The sequence below is a fragment of the Streptomyces sp. NPDC031049 genome (assembly GCF_055571015.1).
Genome location: NZ_JBVIGC010000009.1, coordinates 285378 through 300092 on the forward strand (window position 1 = coordinate 285378; position 14715 = coordinate 300092).

A 14715-nucleotide genomic window follows, 5' to 3' on the forward strand; every position below is an offset into this window, starting at 1 on the left:
GTACCGAACAAATGTCGTCCCCTCATCGATTCGGTGAAAGGTGCCGCCTGTGACGAACGACCGACCAAGTGACCAGGGACCTCACGAGGGGGCCGCGCTTCCGGGTTCGGAGGCGGGCCTTCCCGGGCAGGAGAAGCACCCCCGGACCGACCGGGTCGTCTTCGGTGTCACGGCGGTGCTCACCCTGGCCTTCGTGGTATGGGGCGCCGCCGCGACCGACTCGCTGGAGTCCGCCTCCAGCAGCATGCTCAGCGGCCTGATGCACAACGGTGGCTGGGCGTTCGTCCTGGCGGCGTCCGGGTTCGTGGTCTTCGCCCTGTGGCTCGCGGCCAGCCGCTACGGCCGTATCCATCTGGGGGCCGAGGGCGAGGAACCCGAGTTCCGCACCGTGTCCTGGGTCGCCATGATGTTCAGCGCGGGCATGGGCATCGGTCTGATGTTCTGGGGCGTGAGCGAGCCGCTGGCGCACTACACGACCGCCCCGCCGGGCACGTCACCCGCCGACTCCGGCGACCGCATGGAGACGGCCATGGCCACCACCCTCTTCCACTGGACGCTCCATCCGTGGGCGATCTACGCGGTGGTCGGCCTCGGCATCGCCTACAGCACCTTCCGCAGGCGCCGCCGCCAGACCATCAGCGCCGTGTTCACCCCGCTCATCGGCGAGAAGCACGCGGGCGGCGTCGGCGGCCGGGTCATCGACATCCTGGCCATCATCGCGACCGTCTTCGGCTCAGCCGCCTCGCTCGGTCTCGGCGCCCTCCAGATCGGCTCCGGGGTGGAGAAGCTCGACTGGATGGACAGGGTCAGCACCGGGCTGCTGGTCGGCATCATCGCGGTGCTGACCGTGGCCTTCGTGGCCTCCGCGGTCTCCGGCATCGAGAAGGGCATCCAGTGGCTGTCCAACACCAACATGGTGCTGGCCCTGCTGCTGGCGGTGTTCGTGTTCGTCGCCGGCCCGACCGTCCTCATCCTCGACCTGCTGCCGACCTCGGTCTTCACCTACCTCGGCGATCTGCCCGAGATGGCCGGGCGCACCGAGATCAGCGGCGGCGAGGGCGTCCCGGACTGGCTGGGCAGCTGGACGGTCTTCTACTGGGCGTGGTGGATCTCCTGGACGCCCTTCGTCGGCATGTTCATCGCCCGCATCAGCCGGGGCCGGACCATCCGTCAGTTCATCGGCGGGGTCATCCTCGTCCCCAGCACCGTCAGCCTGATCTGGTTCGCGATCTTCGGCGGCTCGGCGATGCGGCTCCAGGAGCAGAACCGTCTGGGCGACGAGACGACGCCCGAGGGCCGGCTCTTCGCGGTGCTCCAGGAGTACCCGATCGCCACCGTCACCAGCCTGCTGGTGATGATCCTCGTCGGCATCTTCTTCGTCTCCGGCGCCGACGCCGCCTCCATCGTGATGGGCACCCTCTCCCAGAAGGGGGCGCTGGAACCCAGCCGCATGGTCGTGGTGTTCTGGGGCGTGGTGACCGGAGCGGTCGCCGCCATCATGCTCCTGGTCGGCAGCGGCGGCGGGGACGCGCTGACGGGTCTGCAGAACCTGACGATCCTCGCGGCGGCGCCCTTCGTTGTCGTCATGATCTTCATGTGTGTCGCCCTCATGCGCGATCTGCGCCGCGACCCGCTCATCGTGCGCGGCGAGATGGCCTCGGAAGCCGTCGAGATGGCCGTCGTCGAGGGCCACAAGAAGTACGAGGGCGAGTTCGAGATCCGCATCGGCCCCGGCCCCGGCACGGAGGTCGAGGGCGACCCGATCGGCAGCCACGACTGACCGGGACCGGCGGCCACGGTCGGCCCACGGGCGCCCGCGGAGAAAGGCGCCCAGCGAAGAAGGTGACGGCTCAGCGGGAGGCGAGGCGGACTGCCTCACGCGCACACCCCCAGGCCACGGTCACCCCGGCGCCGCCGTGGCCGTAGTTGTGCACCAGCAGCCGCCCGTCCGGCAGCGGTTCGCGCTCCAGCCGGACCGCGTGCCGGGCGGGCCGCAGCCCCACCCGGTGCTCCAGCACCCGCGCCCCGGCGACCTCCGGCCGCAGCGCCGCGCACCGCCGGACGATCGCGGCCGCCTGCGCCGGGTCCGGCTCCTCGGACCAGTCGTCCTCCTGCGCGGTGCCGCCCAGCACGAGCCGGCCGGGCTGCGGGAGGAGGTAGGCCGGGGCCCCCGACTCCGGGTCCGTGGCGACGGTCCAGGTGCGGACACCGGGATTCTCCACGACGACCAGCTGCCCCCGCACGGGGCGCACCGCCGGGTCGGGCACCAGCGTGCGGGCGCCGAGCCCCGTGCAGTTGACCACCACCGGTGCCGCGACCTCCGCCAGTCCGGTCACCGTCCGCTCCTCGACCACGCCGCCCGCCGCGGCCAACCGCTCCCGCAGCCACGGCAGATGAGCCGACATGTCGATGAGCGGCAGCCGGGCCCACACCCCCGGGCCGCCGTACTCCTCGGCCGTGGCCGCCCGCAGCCCCGGCAGCCGGCCCGCGGCCCACCCGCCGACGTCCTCGAGCCCGGTCCCGCCCAGCACGCCCTCGGCCATCCGCACCCCGGTCGTCTCCGGCCGCCCGGCCAGTTCCTCGTAGACCTTCAGCGACCGCAGCGCCCAGGCGCGGGCCGGCGCCACCGGTTCGATCCGGTAGGGCCACCACAGCGCCCCCGCGACCGCCGAGGTGGTCCGCTCGACCGGCTCCCGCGTCCACAGCCGCACCCGCCTCCCGTCCTCGGCGAGCAGCACGGCCGTGGTCAGCCCGATCACCCCGCCGCCGACCACGACCACCTCGTCGTCCCGCCCGTTCCTCACACGAAATGTCATACGGACTGTCATACGGCGTGTCGTACGGGGTGTCATACCGGTTGCCGTGCCGTCCCGTGCCGTGCATGGACGTCGACGGAAGTGCGCCATGCCGTGCGCAGACCGCACCCGGCGCGGGAATACTCCCCGCATGGCTGCCGAGTACGCGACCTTCGGCCTGGCACCGGCGACCCGGGCCGGGGGAGTCCTCGCCGACGGCGACTACCAGGTGCACCGCGACTTCGTGGACTTCATCGTCGACGGACGCCCCCTGCTCCACCGCCTCAGCGACCTGGACGCCGTCTCCCCGCTCGCCTCCGACATCCCGCCCGCCGTCTTCACCGCGCACGTGCGCGCCCTGCTCCTCGAGGCCGGGGCACCGCTGCCGGGAGACCGGTACATCCTCTACGGCTGCCCCGAGTGCGCGGACCTGGCCTGCGGTGTCGTGACCGCGGTGATCCGCCCCGACGGCGAGGACGTCGTCTGGAGCGACTTCGCCTGGCAGACCGAGGAGCGGGCCGACCTGGAACTCAACGGCTACCACGGCATGGGCCCGTTCCGCTTCTCCGGCCCCGAGTACCGCGCGGCACTCACCGGGCTGCTCGACGGCGCCGGCGGCGGGCCGCGCAGCCGCGTCCTGCTGATCGGCGCCCGCGTCGCCGTGCCCGCCAGGCTCGCCGCGGCCCTGCGCACCATCGGCATCGGTGCCGACATCACCCGCGACGCCGCCGGTGTGCCGCCGGAGGAACTGCGCTGCTACGCCGCTGTCGTCTTCGGCCGCGAGGTCCCCGAGGCGGAACGCGCCGCCGTGCGCACGGCCTTCGAGCGGGCCGGCCTCGAGGTGGCCTGCGTCGACGGCCTCGCCCCGATCGTGCCGCTCCTGGTCGCCCAGATCGAGCACGCCCTGGACCGGGTGCCGGCCGAGCGGCGCCGCCTGGCCCGGCTGGCCGTGGCCGACGGCGCGGCCCACATCGAGGTCACGTCACCCTGCCGGGTCCGCCTCACCGCGTACCGCCTGGACCGCCTCCACCGCACCCACACCCACGACGTCGTCGACACCCACCTGGAACCGGGCGCCCACGCCGTCCCCCTGTCCGCCAAGGCGCTGAGGGGGCAGTCCTATCTGGTGGCCCGGGCGTCGACCAGCGTCCTGGTGACAGCGGTGCACGGCACCGGGCCGACGGGCACGGCCCACCGGCGCCGGTAACCGGGGAAAGGCCACCGGTCCACTGCCCCCGAACCCCGGTCCACGGCCCCCGAACTCCGGTCCACGGACCCCGGACTTCTGACCCCGGACCCCGGACCCCGGACCCCGGTCCGCGAACCACGGACCCGGACCCTGACCCCGGACCACGCCGGGCACCCGCCCCGCGAGGCGCCCGGCGCGCGGACCCCTACGCCAACCCGGCGCGCCGCAGGGCGTCGGCCATCGCGCCGTTGGCGGGAGGTGCCTGCCGGGGCTTGCCCCCGGACCGGCCCTGCCGTCCCTGGCCCTGCCCCTGCCCCTGCCCTTGCCGTCCCTGCCCCTGTCGCTGCTGCCCCTGCTGCCGCTGCTGGGGCGGCCGGCCGCCCCGCTGCCGCTCACCCTGCGCCGCGGCCTCGTCGTCCAGCCGCAGCGTCAACGAGATCCGCTTGCGCGGGATGTCGACGTCCAGCACCTTCACCTTGACGATGTCCCCGGGCTTGACCACGTCCCGCGGGTCCTTCACGAACGTCTTCGACATCGCGGACACGTGCACCAGGCCGTCCTGGTGCACACCCACGTCCACGAACGCGCCGAACGCCGCGACGTTCGTCACGACGCCCTCCAGCACCATCCCGGCCGACAGGTCGGAGATCTTCTCCACACCCTCCTTGAACGTGGCCGTCCGGAAGGCCGGGCGCGGGTCGCGTCCCGGCTTCTCCAGCTCCTTCAGGATGTCCGTGACGGTCGGCAGACCGAACGTGTCGTCCACGAAGTCCGCCGGCCGCAGCGAGCGCAGCACCGAGGTGTTGCCGATCAGCGCGGCCACCTCCTGCCCGGTGGTCTTCACCATCCGGCGCACCACCGGATACGCCTCCGGGTGCACGCTGGAGGCGTCCAGCGGATCGGCGCCGCCGCGGATCCGCAGGAAGCCCGCGCACTGCTCGTACGCCTTCGGGCCGAGCCGCGGCACCTTCCTCAGCTCCGTCCGGGACCGGAACGGCCCGTTCGCGTCCCGGTGGGCCACGATGTTCTCCGCGAGGGTCGAGGTGATGCCGGACACGCGGGCCAGCAGCGGCGCGGAGGCCGTGTTGACGTCCACGCCCACGCCGTTCACACAGTCCTCGACGACCGCGTCCAGCGAGCGCGACAGCTTCACCTCGGACAGGTCGTGCTGGTACTGGCCGACGCCGATGGACTTAGGATCGATCTTCACCAGCTCGGCCAGCGGGTCCTGGAGCCGGCGCGCGATGGACACCGCGCCGCGCAGCGACACGTCCATGTCCGGCAGCTCCTGCGAGGCGAAGGCGGAGGCCGAGTACACCGACGCGCCGGCCTCGGAGACCATCACCTTCGTCAGCTTCAGCTCCGGGTGCCGCACGATCAGGTCCCCGGCGAGCTTGTCGGTCTCCCGGGAGGCCGTGCCGTTGCCGATGGCGATCAGCTCCACCGCGTGCCGTTTCGCCAGCCTCGCCAGCGTGGCGATCGCCTCGTCCCACTTGTTGGCCGGCACATGGGGGTGGATCACGTCGGTGGCGACCACCTTGCCGGTGGCGTCGACGACGGCGACCTTCACGCCCGTGCGGAAGCCGGGGTCCAGGCCGATCGTCGCCCGGGTCCCGGCGGGCGCGGCCAGCAGCAGGTCCCGCAGGTTGGCCGCGAAGACGTTCACCGCCTCGTCCTCGGCGGCCGTGCGCAGCCGCAGCCGCAGGTCGATGCCGAGGTGGACGAGGATCCGGGTGCGCCAGGCCCAGCGGACCGTGTCCAGCAGCCACTTGTCGCCGGGCCGGCCGCGGTCGGCGATCCCGAACCGGTGCGCGACGATGCCCTCGTACGACGACGGGCCGTCCGCCGGCTCCTCCGGCTCCAGGACGAGGTCGAGGACGTCCTCCTTCTCGCCGCGCAGCATGGCCAGGATCCGGTGGGAGGGCAGCTCGGTGAACGGCTCGGCGAAGTCGAAGTAGTCGGCGAACTTGGCGCCGGCCTCCTCCTTGCCCTCCTTGACCTTGGCGGCGAGCCGCCCGCGCGTCCACATCCGCTCCCGCAGCTCGCCGATCAGGTCGGCGTCCTCGGAGAACTTCTCGGTGAGGACGGCCCGCGCTCCGTCGAGGGCGGCCTGCGGGTCGGCGACGCCCTTGCCGGCGTCCACGAACGCCGCCGCGGCGGCGAGGGGCTCCACGCCGGGGTCGGCGAGCAGCCCCTCGGCCAGCGGCTCCAGCCCGGCCTCGCGAGCGATCTGGGCCTTCGTCCGCCGCTTCGGCTTGAACGGCAGGTAGACGTCCTCCAGGCGGGCCTTGGTCTCCGCCCCGCGGATCCGGGCCTCCAGCTCCTCGGTGAGCTTGCCCTGCTCCCGCACGGACTCCAGGATCGCCGTGCGCCGCTCCTCCAGCTCCCGCAGATAGCGCAGCCGCTCCTCGATCGTGCGCAGCTGCGCATCGTCGAGCATCTCGGTGGCTTCCTTGCGGTAGCGGGCGATGAAGGGCACCGTCGAACCGCCGTCGAGCAGCTCGACCGCGGCCTTGACCTGCCGCTCCCTTACGCCGAGCTCCTCGGCGATCCTGCCTTCGACCGACCCTGCTGCCATGGACCCGCCGGACCCGGGTGTCGTCACGATGCCCTACCGCCTTCTCACTGAGGTTGCGCGGCAATTGTGGCAGGCGGCACCGACAACCGGGGATCAGGGCCGCACCGGCGGGGCGGGATCACACCCTGCGGCTGCGGGTCGAGCCGGACGCGCCGCCGAACAGCCGGGCCAGCGCCCGGAAGGGAAGCGTCACGACGGTGGCGACGGCGCCGCCGATCTGGCGCAGGACATCTGCGATGGCACGGAACACGGATTCCTCCTTCGTCCTGTCCCGGCCGGCGTGGCCGGGACAGGACGGGTACCTCGCAGGCGCTCCGGCATGCCCTGCCGGACGGTCAGGCCTTGCCGACCAGGTCCGCCGGGAACGCGCCGGCCGCCGCCGCGGCGCGCGCGAAGCCCGCTGCGAGCTCCGTCAGCCGGGCCACGCCCTCGGCGCCCAGGTGCTCGTAGGGAGCCGCGTCCAGCCGGTCCGTCTCCTGCTCGATCTCCTCGCGCAGGGCCACCCCGCGCCCGGTCAGCTCCCGGTCGCCGTCGAGCAGCCCGCGGTCCTGGAGCCGGGCCGTCGCCGCGTCCCACTCCTCGCGGGACCATCCGCGCGTGCCGCACGCCCACCGCGGCGTCATGCCCTTGCCGGTCGCCGTGTGGGTGACCAGCGCCTCCAGCCCGTCCAGGCCGGCGTCCACCAGGACGGCGAGGTGCCCGTCGCCCCGGTGCTCGCGCAGCAGCGTGGCCGCGTGCCAGTAGGCGAGGTGGGGCTCCTCGGGCACGGGGAGGTCGGCGTGCGCGGCGTACAGCGGCCGGGCGCCGCGGGAGCAGGCCTCGGCGGCCCGCAGCGCCAGCCGCGCGGCCTCGGCCATCTCCGCCGACGCCGCCGCCTCCTCGCCCAGCAGCCGGCGCAGGGTCGCGTCGACGGCGCGCAGGCGTGCGGCCAGCGCCTGCTCCGGCGTGACCGTCCGCCACACGCCCGGCACGTGCCGGGCCACCAGCTCGTACTTGTAGTTGTAGAAGGCCGCCGTCACGGTGCCCGGCCCGACCGGCCCGAGCGCGGCGGCCCGCGCGGCGAAGTTGACGGCCCGGGGGTCGGCGACCCCGAGCGCGCCCATCTCCCGGCCCAGGTCGGGGGAGAAGTAGTGCGTCGAGTGCAGCGAGTTGAGCGCGTTGTGACAGCGGCGCCCGGGGCGCCGGTCGATGGCGGCAGTCGTCATGGCGCGCAGGTTACCAACCGCTCAGTACGTCCTCCAGGGGTGGACGGCATGGCAGAAAGTGGACGGCATGGCAGAAAAGACGGCCGTCATGCCACCTCCCACTGGCTCGCCCTGGACCACCTGAAGCGGTACGGGGCCGAGCCGGCCGGCGAGCGTGTCGTCGCCGACGGCAAGTACGTCACCGCGGCCGGTGTCTCCGCGGGCATCGACATGGGGCTCACCCTGCTCGGCCGGATCGCCGGCGACGACCACGCGCGGGCCGTCCAGCTGCTGACCGAGTACGACCCCCCGGCCGCCCTACGACGCGGGCTCCCCGCAGAAGGCGCCGGCCCACCTCGTGGCCCGGTTCCGGAGCGGGAGCCGCTTCAGCCTGACGTAGGCACGCTCCAGGTGAAGCGCGGCTGCCTGCGCTCCAGGAACGCGGCGACGCCCTCCGCGGTGTCGCGGCTGCCGGACGCCTGCGCGGCCCAGTGCCCGTCCCGGTCGGTGCGGCCGTCGGCGAACTCCTTGGCCGCGGCCTGCGTCAGCTGCGAGCGCGAGACCAGCAGGCGGGTGAACTCGGCGACCCGCTCCTCCAGTCCGCCCGCCGGCAGCACCTCGTCGACCAGGCCCGTGCGCAGCGCCCGCCCCGCGTCGATCAACTCGCCGGAGAACAGCAGGTACTTCGTGGTGGCCGGCCCCACCAGCGCCACCAGCCGCCGGGTCGCGGACGCCGGATAGACGACCCCCAGCTTCGCCGGGGTCACCCCGAACAGCGCCCCCTCCTCGGCGAACCGCAGGTCGCAGGCGGCCGCCAGCTGCGCCCCGCCGCCCACGCAGTGCCCGCGCACCGCGGCCAGCGTCGGCTTGGGGAACGCGGCGAGCGCCTCCTCGGCGGCCACGGCGAGCCGCTGGGCCTCCTCGGGCGAACCGCGCAGCGTCGAGATGTCGGCACCCGCGCAGAAGGTCCCGCCCTCCCCGGTGAGCACCAGCGCCCGTACCCCCGGGTCGGCGGCCAGCGTGCCGAGCAGCGGTGGCAGGGCACCCCACATCGCGGCCGTCATGGCGTTGCGCTTGGCCGGATGGCGGATGACGACGGTGGCCACCGAGTCGGCGACGTGATGCAGCAGCTGGGGCTCCATGCGCCGGATGCTATCGGCCGCGCCGTGGACGCGATCAAGAGCGGGCGGCCGTCGCGAGGTGAGAGGTGCGCCACGGCGGGCAGGGGGCACACGGAGAGGGAGACGCGGCCCAGGGAGGCGCTCATGACCACGTCCAAGGCGCGCGGCGGGACCGCGCGGCTGAGCCGTGACTTCGGCCGGCTCGCCGCCCTCGGGGTGCTGCTGGTGATCGCCGGAGCCGTCGGGCTCGTCTACACCGCCGTGGCCACCCTGACCTCGATGCTGCTCTTCGGCTGGCTGCTGCTGACCGGCGGTGCCGTGGGGCTGCTGCACGCGGTCCAGTCCCGCGGCACCAACTTCTTCTGGCTGGGGGTCGTCGTGGCGGCGCTGAACATCGCCGCCGGAGTGGTGATCATCAGCGAGCCGGACACGGCCGCCGCCGCGCTGACCATGTTCGCCGCGCTGCTGTTCCTCACCGCCGGGCTCTTCCGGCTGGTCGGCAGTGCGGTCGTCCGCGGTCCGCAGTTCGGCTGGACGCTGCTGCTGGGCGCCTTCGACCTGCTCCTGGGAATCCTGGTGCTGGCCTCCTGGCCGGGCAGCAGCCAGTACGTCATCGGGACGTTCTTCTCGATCGCCCTGCTCTTCGACGGCCTCGCCCTGATCGCCACCGGCTCCGGCGGCCGGCGCGTCGTCGGCATGGTCGCCGACCGGCAGGAGGCAGCGGACGCCGGCCACGGGGAGGCGTCGGGGGGACCGTCCGGCAAACCCGTACAACCCGACTAGTTCCCGGAGTTCACGTCAACCGGGCAAGGATCAGTCCGGCACTCGACCGATGCATACGCGCGCGATCAGATCCGTTCGATACCCGCTGACTTGTGTTCAGGCATCCGGAACCGAGCGACTCGTTACCAACACTCGGGGGTGTGGCGACGATCGAGCGCGAGGGTGGCGACCGGACGATGGACGACGGCGGGCGCGGGTCCGGCCCCCGCCCCGGGGAACCCGGGGCGCCCCACGGCACGCGGGACCCCGGGCAGCCGCTGCCGTACGAGGGCGTGTGGCGGTTCACCGCCCCGGCGGTGGACGCCTCGGTCCCGCAGGCGCGGCACGCCGTACGGGACCTGCTGGTCCGTCAGGGGGTACCGGCCTCGGACGAGGTGACACAAGGCCTGCTGCTGATCGTCTCGGAGCTGGTCACCAACGCCGTCCGGCACGCGGCGGTGCTCTCGCCCATGCTGGCCGTGGAGGTCGCCGTCGGCCCCGAGTGGGTCCGCGTGGCCGTGGAGGACGACCACCCCTACCGGCCGACCGCGCTGGAGACCGACCACGGGCGGACCGGCGGCCGCGGCCTGCTCCTGGTGCGCGAGATCACCCGCGAGGCCGGCGGGGCGTGCGACGTCGCGCACACGGCCGGCGGCGGCAAGGTGATCTGGGCCGCCCTGCCGCTCAAGCCCGCGCATCTGACGTAGCAGCCGTGCGGCCGCCGGGGAAACGGTCCCTCACCAGTCGGCGGACGGGCCCGTCAGCTCCCTGATCGCGGGACGGGCCGCGTCCAGCACCGTCATGAACCACGCGGAGAACGTGTCCCGGGCGTGCCGTTCGGCCAGCTCGGACGCCGTGACGAAGGCGGTCTCGGCCACTTCCTCGGGGTCCGGCCGCAGGGGCGCCTGCACCAGACCGACGAACAGGTGGTTGTACTCCTGCTCCACCAGGCCCGAGGCCGGGTCGGGGTGGTTGTAGCGCACCGTGCCCGCCTCGGCGAGCAGCGACGGGGAGACGCCCAGCTCCTCGTACGTCCGCCGGGCCGCCGCGGCGAAGGGCGCCTCGCCCGGGTAGGGGTGGCCGCAGCAGGTGTTGGACCAGACGCCGGGGGAGTGGTACTTGCCGAGCGCCCGCTGCTGGAGCAGCAGCCGGCCCTGCTCGTCGAAGAGGAACACCGAGAAGGCGCGGTGCAGCCGCCCCGGCGGCTGGTGCGCGGCGAGCTTCTCCGCCGTGCCGATCGTCGCGCCGTGCTCGTCGACCAGTTCCAGCAAAATCGCGTCTGCGGTGCCGTTCGACGAACTGTGCGTCGCGGTGGCAGGTGTGATCGGCATACCCATCCTTCGCATCGGTCCTCGCGCCCCAAGTGTGCCGTACGATTCCGGCACTCCCGGCACTTCGCCGTCCGCCCGCATGTCCCGCGCGGGCGCCGGACCGTGGGCCGCACCGGCCGGCGACCGGGCAGGGGCTCGATGGATGATCGTGCCCGGCACCGCGGCCCGGGAATCGTCCGGGCCGGGTCCGGCACCGGGCACGGCACCAGCCGACGGCGGACGGCCGCACACCCCGGCGCACTCCCCGCTCCGCACGCCCGCGGCTCAGCGGCACGGCACCGAGCGCCCGCGGCTCAGCGGCACCGGCTCAGTGGCACAGCCGTGCTTCGTGTTCCGCGTGCCCGCCGGGCTCCAGCTGGAAGGTGCAGTGCTCGACGTCGAAGTGGTCGCCGAGGCAGCCCTGCAACTCGTGCAGCATCTTCTCGTGGCCTATCGCGGTGAGGACCTCGGAACTGACCACGACGTGCGCGGACAGCACCGGCATGCCCGAGGTGATCGTCCAGGCGTGCAGGTCGTGCACGTCCTCGACGCCGTCCAGGGCGAGTATGTGGGCCCGCACCTCGGCGATGTCGACGCCCTTGGGCGCCGCCTCCAGCAGCACGTCCAGGGTCTCCCGCAGCAGCCGCACGGTCCGGGGCACGATCATCAGCCCGATGAGGAGGGACGCGATCGGGTCGGCCGCCTGCCAGCCCGTGACCAGGATCACCAGCGCCGACACGATGACCGCGACCGAGCCCAGCGCGTCCGCCGCGACCTCGAGGAAGGCGCCGCGCACGTTCAGGCTCTCCTGCTGGCCCCGCATGAGCAGCAGCAGCGACACCGAGTTCGCGGCGAGACCGACGGCACCGAAGACGATCGTCAGCCCGCCCTCGGTGCCGGCGGGCGTGAGGAACCGCTCGACCGCCTCGTACAGCACATAGCCGCCGACCCCGAGAAGCAGCAGCGAGTTCGCCAGCGCGGCGAGGATCTCCGCCCTGGCGTAGCCGAAGGTGCGCCGGTCGCTCGGTGGCAGGCTCGCGAAGTGGACCGCCAGCAGGGCCATGCCCAGGCCCACCGCGTCCGTCGCCATGTGGGCGGCGTCCGCGATCAGCGCCAGGGAGTCGGCGAGGACACCGCCGACGATCTCCACGACCATCACGGTGAGCGTGATCCCCAGTGCCACCCGCAGCCGGCCCCGGTAGGCGGCGGTCGCCGTGCCGCCGGCGCGCGCGCCGTGCGCGTGTCCGTGGTCGTGCCCAGCCCCCATGAAAAGCCGCCTCCCAGCGATCCCTCGACGTGCGTCCGGATCACAGTGAACTACGGGTGGGGGGTATCGGGCAAAGCGGCACTGAACACCGTTGTCATCTGCTCTGACCTGCGGAAACGTTATGCAGGTCAGAGCCGTGCGGCGGGTCGTGAGTGGTCCGGCGGCGGCCCCGGTCACCCACTCGGCCCCGTTCGCGGGGGACCGGTTGCGACGTCCCCCGTGTCCGTTCTGCCGGGCGCGGTTTGTCGGCCGGGTGCCGCATCCCCGATGATGATCGCGGCAAAGGCGTGCCCACGCCGCGTCGACCGGCTGTGAAACGGGCGATGAACGCGGCGTTCTGTTCATCCGATAGCCTCTGCCGACATGCCGCCCGGGTGCCGCAGGCGCGGGCGTTCCACCATGCACAGGTCCGGCCCGAGTCGCCGGTGTCCAGGGAGTGAGTTCGGTTGCCGACCGCCATCCTGACCGGCCAGCCGGTCCCCGGTTCGTCGATCGAGGACGATCTGCGGTCCCTCGGTTTCACCGTGCGCCGCGCGCACCACGCCGCCGACGCCGAGACCGAGCTGGCCCGGGTGCCGGACGCGGAGCGCGTCGCCGTGGTCGACGCCCGCTTCGTCGGCCACCTGCACGCCCTGCGCCTCGCCCTCACCGACCCCCGCTTCCCGCTCGCCGCCGTCCCCGGCGCCGTGACGGCCCAGCCGGCCGGCCGCCCGGCCCTGGTCCGGGCGATGGCCCGGGAGCACTCCGCCGGCGGCGGCAGCACGCTGGTCGACAGCCTCGCCGAGCGCATCGTCACCGCCCTGGACGCCGACGGCGCCGACGTGCACCGCCCCGAGCTGGGCAGCCTCGTCGCCGCCGTCCCGGCCGACCCGCAGGCCCGCAACGAGGCCCGGCAGGCCGTCGCCGCGGTCGACGACGAGGCCGTCCGCCTGAAGACGGCCGTGAAGTCCCGCGACGGCTTCTTCACCACCTTCTTCATCAGCCCCTACTCGCGCCACCTCGCCCGCTGGTGCGCGCGCCGGGGCCTGACCCCCAACCAGGTCACCACCGCGTCCCTGCTCACCGCCCTCATAGCGGCCGGCTGCGCGGCCACCGGCACCCGCGGCGGCTTCGTCGCCGCCGGCCTGCTGCTGATCCTCTCCTTCGTGCTGGACTGCACCGACGGCCAGCTCGCCCGCTACTCCCTGCAGTACTCCACGCTCGGCGCCTGGCTCGACGCCACGTTCGACCGGGCCAAGGAGTACGCCTACTACGCGGGCCTCGCCCTCGGCGCCGCCCGCGGCGGCGACGACGTGTGGGCGCTCGCGCTCGGCGCGATGGTCCTCCAGACCTGCCGGCACGTGGTCGACTTCTCCTTCAACGAGGCCAACCACGACGCGACCGCGAACACCAGCCCCACCGCCGCACTCTCCGACAGGCTCGACAGCGTCGGCTGGACGGTGTGGCTGCGCCGCATGATCGTCCTGCCGATCGGCGAACGCTGGGCGCTGATCGCCGTCCTGACCGCGCTCACCACCCCGCGGATCACCTTCTGGGTCCTGCTCATCGGCTGCGCGTTCGCGGCGCTGTACACCACGGCGGGACGCGTCCTGCGGTCCGTGACCCGCAAGGCCCGCCGCACCGACCGGGCCGCACGGGCCCTGTACGACCTCACGGACTCCGGGCCGCTCGCGGAGGCGCTCTCCGGCGCCCTGCGCAGGCTGCCCGCCCGGGGCCCGCTCGGCTCCCCCGCGGTCCTCGCCCTGCCCGGCGCCGCGCTGCTGCTCCTGGCGGCGGGGCTCACCTCGTACGGCAGCGTCCTGCCGGTCGCGGCGGCGGCGCTCTACGCCGTGACCTCGGCCGCCGCCGTCGCCCGGCCCCTCAAGGGCGCGCTGGACTGGCTGGTCCCGCCGGTCCTGCGGGCCGCCGAATACGGCACGGTGCTGCTGCTCGCGGCCCACGCCGAGGTGAACGGAGCGCTTCCGGCGGCTTTCGGGCTGGTGGCGGCGGTCGCCTACCATCACTACGACACGGTCTACCGCATCCGCGGCGACGCGGGCGCGCCCCCGCACTGGCTGGTGCGGGCGACCGGGGGGCACGAGGGCCGCGCGCTGGTGGTCGCCGTGCTGGCAGCGCTGCTCACCGGCGCACAGTTCACGCTCGCGCTCACGGCCCTCGCCGTGGCCGTGGCCCTGGTGGTGCTCGCCGAGAGCATCCGCTTCTGGGTGGCCGCCCACAAGGGTGGCGCACCCGCCGTACACGACGAAGGAGAACCCGCATGATCGGCCTCGTGCTGGCGGCAGGCGCCGGACGGCGCCTTCGCCCCTACACCGACACCCTGCCCAAGGCGCTGGTGCCGGTCGGGCCCGAGGGCGCCGAGGACAGCCTCACCGTCCTGGACCTGACCCTCGGCAATTTCGCCGAGGTGGGGCTGACGGAGGCCGGGATCATCGTCGGTTACCGCAAGGAGGCCGTGTACGAGCGCAAGGAGGCGCTGGAGGCGAAGTACGGCCTGAAGCTCACCTTGATC

General features: G+C 73.6%; 13 protein-coding genes and 1 pseudogene. 7 read left to right on the top strand and 7 right to left on the bottom strand.

Annotation, left to right across the window (positions count from 1 at the left end; genetic code table 11):
• The first annotated feature begins 49 nt into the window (after window positions 1–49).
• The gene (locus ACZ45Q_RS17945; RefSeq protein WP_468261761.1) at window positions 50–1780 is read left to right on the top strand and encodes a BCCT family transporter; all 1731 of its coding nucleotides are present in this window, start codon (window positions 50–52) and stop codon (window positions 1778–1780) included.
• A gap of 70 nt (window positions 1781–1850) precedes the next feature.
• On the opposite strand, the gene ACZ45Q_RS17950 is transcribed toward ACZ45Q_RS17945, so the two are convergent.
• The gene (locus ACZ45Q_RS17950; RefSeq protein WP_468261763.1) at window positions 1851–2816 is read right to left on the bottom strand and encodes an FAD-dependent oxidoreductase; all 966 of its coding nucleotides are present in this window, start codon (window positions 2814–2816) and stop codon (window positions 1851–1853) included.
• Window positions 2817–2946: 130 nt separating this feature from the next.
• On the opposite strand from ACZ45Q_RS17950, the gene ACZ45Q_RS17955 reads away from it, so the two are divergent.
• Window positions 2947–4002, top strand: coding sequence for an oxidoreductase (locus ACZ45Q_RS17955; RefSeq protein ID WP_468261766.1), 1056 nt, complete (start codon window positions 2947–2949; stop codon window positions 4000–4002).
• A 187-nt stretch (window positions 4003–4189) separates the two neighbouring features.
• Here ACZ45Q_RS17955 and ACZ45Q_RS17960 read toward each other — a convergent pair whose 3' ends face one another.
• The 3 genes from ACZ45Q_RS17960 to ACZ45Q_RS17970 form a co-directional block, all read right to left on the bottom strand.
• On the bottom strand, window positions 4190–6562 hold the full coding sequence (locus ACZ45Q_RS17960) for a Tex family protein (RefSeq protein WP_468261768.1): 2373 nt from the start codon (window positions 6560–6562) through the stop codon (window positions 4190–4192).
• Between the two features lie 118 nt (window positions 6563–6680).
• The gene (locus ACZ45Q_RS17965) at window positions 6681–6812 is read right to left on the bottom strand and encodes an LPFR motif small protein (protein ID WP_266820342.1); all 132 of its coding nucleotides are present in this window, start codon (window positions 6810–6812) and stop codon (window positions 6681–6683) included.
• A gap of 85 nt (window positions 6813–6897) precedes the next feature.
• On the bottom strand, window positions 6898–7767 hold the full coding sequence (locus ACZ45Q_RS17970; RefSeq protein WP_468261772.1) for an SCO6745 family protein: 870 nt from the start codon (window positions 7765–7767) through the stop codon (window positions 6898–6900).
• Window positions 7768–7836: 69 nt separating this feature from the next.
• Between ACZ45Q_RS17970 and ACZ45Q_RS17975 the strand changes: the two are divergent.
• A pseudogene (locus ACZ45Q_RS17975) lies at window positions 7837–8146 on the top strand (DJ-1/PfpI family protein); the annotation flags it as partial.
• Here the strand turns inward: ACZ45Q_RS17975 and ACZ45Q_RS17980 are convergent.
• The gene (locus ACZ45Q_RS17980) at window positions 8133–8888 is read right to left on the bottom strand and encodes an enoyl-CoA hydratase/isomerase family protein (protein ID WP_468261775.1); all 756 of its coding nucleotides are present in this window, start codon (window positions 8886–8888) and stop codon (window positions 8133–8135) included. The pseudogene ACZ45Q_RS17975 and the gene ACZ45Q_RS17980 overlap by 14 nt on opposite strands.
• Before the next feature lie 123 nt (window positions 8889–9011).
• Here ACZ45Q_RS17980 and ACZ45Q_RS17985 point away from each other — a divergent pair, with 123 nt between their 5' ends.
• Together ACZ45Q_RS17985 and ACZ45Q_RS17990 are read left to right on the top strand one after the other, a co-directional pair.
• Window positions 9012–9650 carry an HdeD family acid-resistance protein gene (locus tag ACZ45Q_RS17985; RefSeq protein ID WP_468261777.1) on the top strand — a complete coding sequence of 213 codons (639 nt, stop codon included), beginning with the start codon at window positions 9012–9014 and terminating at the stop codon, window positions 9648–9650.
• Window positions 9651–9826: 176 nt separating this feature from the next.
• Entirely contained in the window at window positions 9827–10336 is a 510-nt protein-coding gene (locus ACZ45Q_RS17990; protein WP_468261835.1) for an ATP-binding protein, read from the top strand.
• A gap of 30 nt (window positions 10337–10366) precedes the next feature.
• On the opposite strand, the gene idi is transcribed toward ACZ45Q_RS17990, so the two are convergent.
• Together idi and ACZ45Q_RS18000 are read right to left on the bottom strand one after the other, a co-directional pair.
• Window positions 10367–10960: an isopentenyl-diphosphate Delta-isomerase gene (idi, locus tag ACZ45Q_RS17995; protein WP_468261780.1), complete on the bottom strand. Its 594-nt coding sequence runs from the start codon at window positions 10958–10960 to the stop codon at window positions 10367–10369.
• 307 nt (window positions 10961–11267) lie between these two features.
• A complete protein-coding gene (locus ACZ45Q_RS18000; protein ID WP_468261782.1) occupies window positions 11268–12206 on the bottom strand; it encodes a cation diffusion facilitator family transporter in 939 nt (312 codons plus the stop codon).
• A gap of 446 nt (window positions 12207–12652) precedes the next feature.
• On the opposite strand from ACZ45Q_RS18000, the gene ACZ45Q_RS18005 reads away from it, so the two are divergent.
• A complete protein-coding gene (locus ACZ45Q_RS18005; RefSeq protein ID WP_468261785.1) occupies window positions 12653–14467 on the top strand; it encodes a DUF5941 domain-containing protein in 1815 nt (604 codons plus the stop codon).
• A partial coding sequence (locus tag ACZ45Q_RS18010) for a sugar phosphate nucleotidyltransferase (RefSeq protein WP_468261788.1) occupies window positions 14464–14715 on the top strand: 252 nt, incomplete at its 3' end. The genes ACZ45Q_RS18005 and ACZ45Q_RS18010, both read left to right, overlap by 4 nt.

Coding starts and splice junctions, on each gene's coding strand:
- ACZ45Q_RS17980 (WP_468261775.1), bottom strand. CDS start 8,888: ATGGAGCCCCAGCTGCTGCATCACGTCGCCGACTCGGTGGCCACCGTC.
- ACZ45Q_RS17955 (WP_468261766.1), top strand. CDS start 2,947: ATGGCTGCCGAGTACGCGACCTTCGGCCTGGCACCGGCGACCCGGGCC.
- ACZ45Q_RS17990 (WP_468261835.1), top strand. CDS start 9,827: ATGGACGACGGCGGGCGCGGGTCCGGCCCCCGCCCCGGGGAACCCGGG.
- ACZ45Q_RS17970 (WP_468261772.1), bottom strand. CDS start 7,767: ATGACGACTGCCGCCATCGACCGGCGCCCCGGGCGCCGCTGTCACAAC.
- idi (WP_468261780.1), bottom strand. CDS start 10,960: ATGCCGATCACACCTGCCACCGCGACGCACAGTTCGTCGAACGGCACC.
- ACZ45Q_RS18000 (WP_468261782.1), bottom strand. CDS start 12,206: ATGGGGGCTGGGCACGACCACGGACACGCGCACGGCGCGCGCGCCGGC.
- ACZ45Q_RS17960 (WP_468261768.1), bottom strand. CDS start 6,562: ATGGCAGCAGGGTCGGTCGAAGGCAGGATCGCCGAGGAGCTCGGCGTA.
- ACZ45Q_RS17950 (WP_468261763.1), bottom strand. CDS start 2,816: ATGACATTTCGTGTGAGGAACGGGCGGGACGACGAGGTGGTCGTGGTC.
- ACZ45Q_RS17985 (WP_468261777.1), top strand. CDS start 9,012: ATGACCACGTCCAAGGCGCGCGGCGGGACCGCGCGGCTGAGCCGTGAC.